Annotated in this window: 2 protein-coding genes; one reads left to right on the top strand and one right to left on the bottom strand. The window is 61.2% G+C overall.

Features of this window, described 5'->3' with window-relative positions; genetic code table 11:
- Positions 1–1,202 (bottom strand): non-ribosomal peptide synthetase (locus tag AWB80_RS42730; RefSeq protein ID WP_244207073.1); only part of this gene is annotated, 1,202 nt, incomplete at its 3' end.
- Here AWB80_RS42730 and AWB80_RS45235 point away from each other — a divergent pair.
- The coding region (locus tag AWB80_RS45235) for a hypothetical protein (RefSeq protein WP_244207075.1) at positions 1,107–1,334 on the top strand (228 nt) is incomplete at its 3' end. The genes AWB80_RS42730 and AWB80_RS45235 overlap by 96 nt on opposite strands.

Genomic DNA, 1,334 nt, shown 5'->3' with positions numbered 1-1,334 from the left:
CGGAAGCCACGGATCTTGACCTGATGATCGTTGCGGCCCAGAAACTCGATATTGCCATCGGCGCGATAACGGGCGAGATCGCCCGTGCGGTACATGCGGGCGCCCGGAACGAAGGGACTCGCGACAAACCGTTGTGCCGTGAGCGCCGCCCGTCGCAGATAGCCGGTCGCAAGACCTGCGCCGCCGATGTAAAGCTCCCCGGTGACACCAAGGGGCACGGCGCGCAGATATTCGTCGAGCACGTATGCACGCGTGTTGGCAAGCGGCTGTCCGATGGGAATCGACGTGCCATAGGCGATGTCGTCGCTCAGCACATGGGTCAGCACGCCTACGGTCGTTTCGGTCGGGCCATAGTGATTGAGGATGCGCAGATCGGGTTTGAGTGCCTGCAAGGACATGATCCACTCGGACCGGGTCGCCTCGCCGCCCAGCACCAGCAACTGCGTGGGCAACGCAGAAGTATCGGACATCACGTCGACGAGTGCGCGCAGATGACCCGGCACGATCTTGAGGATGCCGATCTTATTATCACGCATGTACTGTCCGAAGAGATATCCATCGGAGGTCCGCTCGGTCGAGAGCACGTGCAGTGCATGTCCTGCCACCAAGGCGCCGAACAGGATCGTATGTCCGAGGTCGGTGGCGATGGTTGAAGCGAGAGCCATGCTGCCTGGCGTGGGCGCGTTCATCCTGGCCAGCACGCCGTTCAGATAGTTGGAAAGATTCCTGTGACTCAGGACCACGCCCTTCGGCTGGCCGGTCGAACCGGATGTGTAGATCACATAGGCCGGATGCTGCGGGTGCGCTTCGATGACGGGCTCAGCATCCGGGCGGGCTTCGATGGAACTCGCGTCGATGTCGGGGCATACAACGGGCAAGTTCCGCGCAACGTCCGGAAGGCCATCGAGAAGCTGCGGTTGAGTGATGAGCAGCGAGACCTGGGCGTCGTCGAGCATGTAGCCGAGGCGCTCTGCGACCGCGGTGGGATCAAGCGGAACATAGGCAGCGCCAGCCTTGAGTATCGCCATCAACGCGACGACCATGCCGATGCTACGCTCCATGCACAGCGCCACACGATCTTCCGGACGCACGCCGAACGCGATCAGATGATGCGCAAGCTGATTGGCACGCGCATTGAGTTGCGCATACGTGAGCGATGCGTCTTCGAAGACCAGCGCGATGGCATTGGGTGTGCGCTGCACCTGTTGTTCAAACAACTGATGAATGCACAAATGTTCGGGATACGCTGCTGCCGTATCGTTCCAGCTTTCGAGCAGCGCGTGCTCCTCGGGCAGCACGAGTTCATGCGCGTGCAGCGATGCATCGGGTTGATC

The organism is Caballeronia pedi (assembly GCF_001544915.2).
GTDB lineage: Bacteria > Pseudomonadota > Gammaproteobacteria > Burkholderiales > Burkholderiaceae > Caballeronia > Caballeronia pedi.
This window is presented reverse-complemented; position numbering and strand designations above follow the sequence as displayed.